The following is a 6,333-nucleotide window of genomic DNA, read 5'->3' on the forward strand; positions in this document are numbered from 1 at the left end:
GATCGCGGCCGAGACCCGGCCGGAGCCGGCCTCCGCGCCACCGCCGGCCGGGAGCCACGACCTGCTGCGGACGATGCTTGAGGCGGCGGGGCTCGACCCCGCCCGCTTCCCGGCCGAGCGCGGGCCCGAGATCGCGGCCACCTTCGGCGAGATCGTGCGGACCAGCGTGCAGGGCCTGATCGAGGCGCTGAACGCCCGGTCAGCCCTGAAGGGCGAGTTCCGGATCGAGCGCACCTCGATCCAGCCGCGCAACAACAACCCGCTGAAATTCTCGGCGACTCCGGCGGAGGCGATCGCCGCCATCCTGAACCCGCCTTTGCCTGCCTTCGCCAAGGGGGCGGACGCCATCGCCGAGGGGTTCCGCGACCTGCATGAGCACCAGATCGGCACGGTCGGCGGCATGGAGCAGGCGCTGCGCCACCTGCTCGACACACTCAGCCCGGCGGCGATCGAGGCCGGAACGGCCACCGGCGGGCTGGGCGGCGTGCTGCCGGGCGGCCGCAAGGCCAAACTGTGGGATGCCTATGTCGCGCTGCACCGCCGGACGGCCGAGACGGCGTCGAACAATATCCGCGAGGTCTTCGGCCCGTCCTTCGCGGAAGGCTATGGCAGGCTGAAGGACCGGATCTGAGGCCACGGAGACGGGATTGGCCGAAGCCCGCCATGATGTGGCCTCGGACTCATGCGCTTGCTACACAGGATCGCAATGCTACGGCCTGCTGGGGAATAGGAAAATGGGATCACGCAGATTCGCCGGAGCCCTGCTCGCCGCAGCCCTGCTGTCGGGCTGCGGCGCCGCGGGCCTCGCCCCGCGCGACGCGACGGCCACGGTGTCCGCCAGCCCGGACGTCAACCCGGACGCATCGCAGCGGCCGTCGCCCATCGTGGTGCGGATCTATCAGCTGAAGTCGGGCGCGGTCCTGGACCAGTCCGACTATTTCAAGCTGACCAGCGATCCGCAGGGCGCGCTGGGCGACACGCTGGTGGCACATGACCAGGCCCTGGTGACGCCCGGCCAGAGCCGGTCGCTGCCCCTGAAGCTGGATCCCGCCACGCAGGTGATCGGGGTGGTCGCCGGCTTCCGCGACATCGACCATGCCCGCTGGCGCACCTCGGTCGCGGTCGACCCGGCGTCGACCAGCACCGTCGCCATCACCGTCGGCGCCGCCGAGGTCACGGCCAAGGCCGGGGAATAGCCGCTCATGGCCTGGGACAACAAGGTCGTCTGGTCCGAGGGGATGTTCCTGCGGACCCACCACTTCCAGCAGTTCGACCGCTATGTCGAGAAGCTGGTGCGCGCGCGGCTGGCCGACCTGATGCCGCATGGCTGGGGCATCGGCGCCCTGACCATCAACCGCGAGCTGCTGACCACCGGCAAGTTCGCGATCACCGCGGCGCATGGCGTGCTGGAGGACGGCACCCCCTTCGATATCCCGGAGGATGTCGACCACCCGCCGCCGCTGACGGTGCCGGAAGCGACCAAGAACACGATCGTCTACCTGGCGGTGCCGGTGCGCCAGCCGGGCCACCCCGACATCGACCATGCGACGGCCAGCAGCGACACCGCCCGCTACGCCGCCATCGATTTCGAGGCATCGGACGCCAACGCCTATTCGCCCGCGGTGTCCGCGATCCAGGTGGCCCGGCTGCGGCTGCGCTACCTGCTGGAGACCGAGGACCGCTCCGGCTATGTCTGCCTGGGCCTGGCGCGGATCGTCGAGGTCCGGTCGGACCGGTCGGTCGTGCTGGACGACAAGTACATCCCGCCCAGCCTGACCTGCCAGGCCTCGGCCGGCCTGTCGGGCTTCGTCTCCGAGGTGCTGGGCCTGCTGCATCATCGCGGCGAGGCGCTGGCCGGCCGGGTCAACGCCTCCGGCACCCAGGGCGTGGCCGAGGTGGCGGATTTCCTGCTGCTGCAGCTGGTCAACCGGGCCGAGCCGGTGATGGCCCATTTCGCCGTCACCCCCGGCATCCATCCGGAGCGGCTGTACGCCGCCATGCTGGAGCTGGCCGGCGAGCTGGCCAGCTTCACCGGCCGGGACAAGCGGCCGGTCGCCTTCCCGCCCTATCGCCATGACGACCTGCAGCGCTGCTTCCAGGCGGTGATGATCGAGCTGCGCCAGTCGCTGTCGGCGGTGCTGGAGCAGAGCGCCATCCCGATCCCGCTGGAGGAGCGGCGCTACGGCATCCGGGTGGCGCCGATCGCCGACCGGTCGCTGCTGGACCAGGCTGCCTTCATCCTGGCGGTGCGCGCCGACGCCTCGGCCGACGCCCTGCGCCGCCACTTCCCGTCGCAGATCAAGATCGGGCCGGTCGAGCAGATCCGGAACCTGGTGAACGCGGCCCTGCCCGGCATCACCATCCGCCCGCTTCCGGTGGCGCCGCGGCAGCTGCCCTACCATCCCGGCGTGATCTATTTCGAGATGGACCGCACCGGCCGGTTCTGGGAGGAGCTGAAATCCTCCGGCGGCATGGCCGTGCACGTCGCCGGCGAGTTCCCGAACCTGCAGCTGGAGTGCTGGGCGATCAAGGCCCCCAAGGATAGCCGATGGCCGAAGACGATCCCTTCGCCGACCCGAAGGACGGTGACCGCACCGTCATCCGCCCCCGCCCCGGCGGGGTCCGGCCCGCCGCCGTGGTCGGGGAAGGACAGGAGGGCGACGGCACCATCGCGCCGCGCGTCGTCGCCCCCCGGTCGCGCCTGGCCGCCGGCCTGCCGGACGGCCCGGCCGGCGTGGTGCCGCTGGCGCCGACCGGCCTTGAACGCCGTCACCCAGGCCGCCGCCCCGCTGCTGGCCCTGGCCCGTGCGGCTGAAGTAACCGGGCGGTGCATCGCGACGTGCCGCTGCTGCGCGAGCGCGTGGTCGCCGAGATCCGCAGCTTCGAGCGCACCGCCCTGGCGGCCGGCGCCTCGGCCGAGGCAATCCGCGCCGCCCGCTACGGCCTGTGCGCCACGATCGACGACCTGGTGCTGAACACGCCCTGGGGCAGCCAGAGCCTGTGGACCAAGCAGTCCATGGTCTCGACCTTCTACAACGAGACCTGGGGCGGCGAGCGCTTCTTCGACATCCTCGACCACCTGATGAAGGATCCCGAGCGGACGCTGGAGATCCTCGAGCTGTACTATGTCTGCCTGTCGCTCGGCTTCGAGGGCCGCTACCGCGTCGATGCGCGGGGCCCGGCGAAGCTGGCGGAGATCCGGGATTCGCTGTACCGCGCCATCCGCCGCCTGCGCGGGGAACGCGAGGCCGCCCTGTCGCCGCACTGGAAGGGCGTGGTGGCCGAGCGGCGCGCCCTCGGCCGCATCGTCCCGCTCTGGGTCATCGGGGCCGCGACCGGCGCCGTCCTGGTCGCCGCCTTCTTCACCTTCCGCTGGTTCCTCGACGCCGCGCTGGACCCGGCCATGGCCGCGGCCGCCCAAGCCCCGCCGCAGGGCCCGGTGGTGATCGAGCGGACGACCCCGGTCGAGCCGCCGGCCCCGCCCCCGCCGCCGAAGGTGGTGGTCGAGAGCTCGGGCGTCCGCCTGAAGAAGTTCCTGGAGCCCGAGATCAAGGAGGGGCTGGTCACGGTGACCGAGGACCAGCAGTCGGTCCGGGTCCGGATCAACGGCAGCGACCTGTTCGCCTCGGCCAGCGACGCGGTGACCCCGAAGCGCCTGTCGATCCTGAACCGCATCGGCGAGGCGCTGAAGACCGAGCCCGGCCAGGTGGTGATCGAGGGCCACACCGACAGCCAGAAGATCCGGAGCGCGCGCTTCGGCTCGAACATCGAGCTGTCGCTGGCCCGGGCCAACAGCGTGAAGGGGATCTTCGAGAAGATCGTCGGCACCGGCCGCTTCTCCGTCGAGGCGAAGGGCGACAGCGAGCCGCTGGTGACGCCGGACAACACGCCCGAGGCGCGCGCGCAGAACCGCCGCGTCGAGGTCATCCTGATCAAGCCGACCGGCGGCGGCTGACGCCCGGGCGAACGACGAGAGCCGATGCGCAAGATCCTCTCCATCCTGACGGCACGCTGGTTCGTCACCCTGATCGGGGTGCTGCTGCTGGCCGCCATTCTGTGGTTCGTCGGGCCGCTCTTCGCCTTCGACGACGTCCGGCCGCTCGAGAGCGAGCTGGTGCGCGTGGCCGTGATCGCGGCGCTGCTGGTGATCTGGGCCTTCGCCGTCGCCTGGTCGATCGTGCGCAGCCGCAACGCCAATGCCCGGCTGGTCGACGACATGGCGCAGGAAGCCGCCAGCCCCGGCGAGGCGGCGGAGGAGGAGATCGAGACCATCCGCGGCCGGCTGACCGAGGCGCTGGCGGTCCTGAAGAACACGCGGCTGGGCAAGAAGGGCGGCCGCCGCTGGCTGTACGAGCTGCCCTGGTACATCCTGATCGGGCCGCCCGGCGCCGGCAAGACCACGGCGCTGGTGAACTCCGGCGTCGACTTCCCGCTGGCCGAGCGCACCGGCCAGGGCCGCGACGCCATCCGCGGCATCGGCGGCACCCGGAACTGCGACTGGTGGTTCACCAACGAGGCGGTGCTGATCGACACCGCCGGCCGCTATACCACCCAGGACAGCCACGCCGCCCGCGACGCCGCCGCCTGGAAGGGCTTCCTCGGCCTGCTCAAGCGCAATCGGCCGCGGCAGCCGATCAACGGCGCGCTGATCTGCGTCAGCATCTCCGACCTCGCGATCATGCCGGAGGCCGAGCGGTCGGGCCATGCCCGCGCCGTGCGGCAGCGGCTGCAGGAGCTGAGCGACGAGCTGGGCGTCCGCTTCCCGGTCTATGTGCTGTTCACCAAGGCCGACCTGCTGGCCGGCTTCAGCGAGTTCTTCGACGACCTGGACCGCGAGGCGCGCGAGCAGGTCTGGGGCATCAGCTTCGCCTTCGACGAGGGCAAGGGCGAGCAGGGCGCGGTCACCGGGTTCCTGAAGGAATTCGACCGGCTGGTGGACCGGCTGAACGAGCGGGTGGTCACCCGGCTGCACCAGGAGCCGGACATCCGCAACCGCAGCCTGATCTACGGCTTCCCGGCCCAGGTCGCGTCGCTGCGCGAGCCGCTGGACGAGTTCCTGGCCGAGGCGTTCCGGCCCAGCCGCTACGACAGCCGCCCGCTGCTGCGCGGCGCCTACCTGACCAGCGGCACGCAGGAGGGCACGCCGTTCGATCGGCTGATGGGCGCCATGGCCCAGTCCTTCGGGCTGGACCGGCAGCAGATGGCCCCGCCCCAGGGCCGCGGCCGCAGCTATTTCCTGACCGACCTGCTGCGGCGGGTGGTCTTCGCCGAGGCGCATATCGTCTCGACCAACCCGAAGGTGGAGCGGCGGCTGCGCTGGGTGCGCTGGGGCGCGACCACGGCGGCCCTGCTGGTGCTGGCCGGCGGCCTGTCGGCCTGGACCGTCAGCTATCTCGGCAACCGCGACCTGATCGCCTCCGTCCAGTCCGGCCTGAACGACTACGGCGCCAGGCTGGGCGACGCGGTCGGGCCGGTGCGCAACGCCGACCTGGCGACCGTCCTGCCGGCGCTGGACCTGCTGCGCGCGATGCCGACCGGCTATGACCGGCGGAACGACGACGTGCCGGTCGCGATGCAGTTCGGCCTGTATCAAGGCGACGTGCTGTCCCAGGGCACCATCCCGGCCTATCGCCGCGCCCTGAACACGCTGCTGCTGCCGCGGCTGGTGGTGCGGCTGGAGGACATCCTGCGCGGGGTCAAGGCGCCGTCGAACCTGGCCTATGTCGCGCTCAAATCGTACCTGATGCTGGGCGGCCGGGCGCCGGAGATCGACCGCGAGACCATCCTGGCCTGGCTCAAGGTCGACCTGGACCAGCGCTATCCCGGCGCCGACAACGCGCCGCACCGCCAGGCAATCCTCGACCACACCGCGGCCCTGCTGGAGCGGCCGATCACCGTGGTCGGCATCGACGGCAAGCTGGTCGACCAGGCCCGCCGCATCCTGGGCGCTACGCCGCCGGCGGAGAGCGCGTACAAGATGCTGCTGGACGACCCGGCGGTGAAGGCGCTGCCGGACTGGACCATCGCCGCCAATGGCGGGCCCGAGGCCGGCCGGGTGCTGACCCGCCCCTCCGGCAAGGGCCTGGGCGAAGGCCTGCCGGGGATCTACACCTATCGCGGCTTCCACGAGACCGTGCTGGCCGGCCTGGAGCACGCGGCCCGGATGGTGGCGTCCGAGCGCTGGGTGGTGGATCCCCAGGCGCCGCCGGGCGACCCGGACGACGCGACCATCGCCAAGGTCGCCGGCGACGCGCTGCAGCTCTACTACAACGACTACATCTCCGCCTGGAACGGCCTGCTGGCCGACGTCCAGATCGTACCGTTCCAGAGCCA

Annotated in this window: 5 protein-coding genes; all 5 read left to right on the forward strand. The window is 71.5% G+C overall.

Annotated features, from left to right (window positions below):
* Positions 1 to 631 (forward strand): type VI secretion system-associated FHA domain protein TagH (gene tagH, locus P409_RS23080; RefSeq protein ID WP_034844229.1); only part of this gene is annotated, 631 nt, incomplete at its 5' end.
* Between the two features lie 103 nt (positions 632 to 734).
* Positions 735 to 1,196 carry a type VI secretion system lipoprotein TssJ gene (tssJ, locus tag P409_RS23085; RefSeq protein ID WP_052121242.1) on the forward strand — a complete coding sequence of 154 codons (462 nt, stop codon included), beginning with the start codon at positions 735 to 737 and terminating at the stop codon, positions 1,194 to 1,196.
* A gap of 6 nt (positions 1,197 to 1,202) precedes the next feature.
* Positions 1,203 to 2,975: a type VI secretion system baseplate subunit TssK gene (gene tssK / locus P409_RS23090; protein ID WP_238578745.1), complete on the forward strand. Its 1,773-nt coding sequence runs from the start codon at positions 1,203 to 1,205 to the stop codon at positions 2,973 to 2,975.
* Entirely contained in the window at positions 2,861 to 3,955 is a 1,095-nt protein-coding gene (icmH, locus tag P409_RS23095; RefSeq protein WP_238578746.1) for a type IVB secretion system protein IcmH/DotU, read from the forward strand. The genes tssK and icmH overlap by 115 nt, the downstream gene beginning before the upstream one ends.
* Before the next feature lie 24 nt (positions 3,956 to 3,979).
* On the forward strand, positions 3,980 to 6,333 hold a 2,354-nt coding region (gene tssM / locus P409_RS23100), incomplete at its 3' end, for a type VI secretion system membrane subunit TssM (RefSeq protein ID WP_034844231.1).

This window comes from Inquilinus limosus MP06 (genome assembly GCF_000767795.1).
Taxonomy (GTDB): Bacteria; Pseudomonadota; Alphaproteobacteria; order DSM-16000; family Inquilinaceae; genus Inquilinus; species Inquilinus limosus_E.

Excerpts from the sequence above, each read along its gene's own strand:
- tssJ (WP_052121242.1), top strand. The coding sequence starts at position 735 with ATGGGATCACGCAGATTCGCCGGAGCCCTGCTCGCCGCAGCCCTGCTG.
- tssK (WP_238578745.1), top strand. The coding sequence starts at position 1,203 with ATGGCCTGGGACAACAAGGTCGTCTGGTCCGAGGGGATGTTCCTGCGG.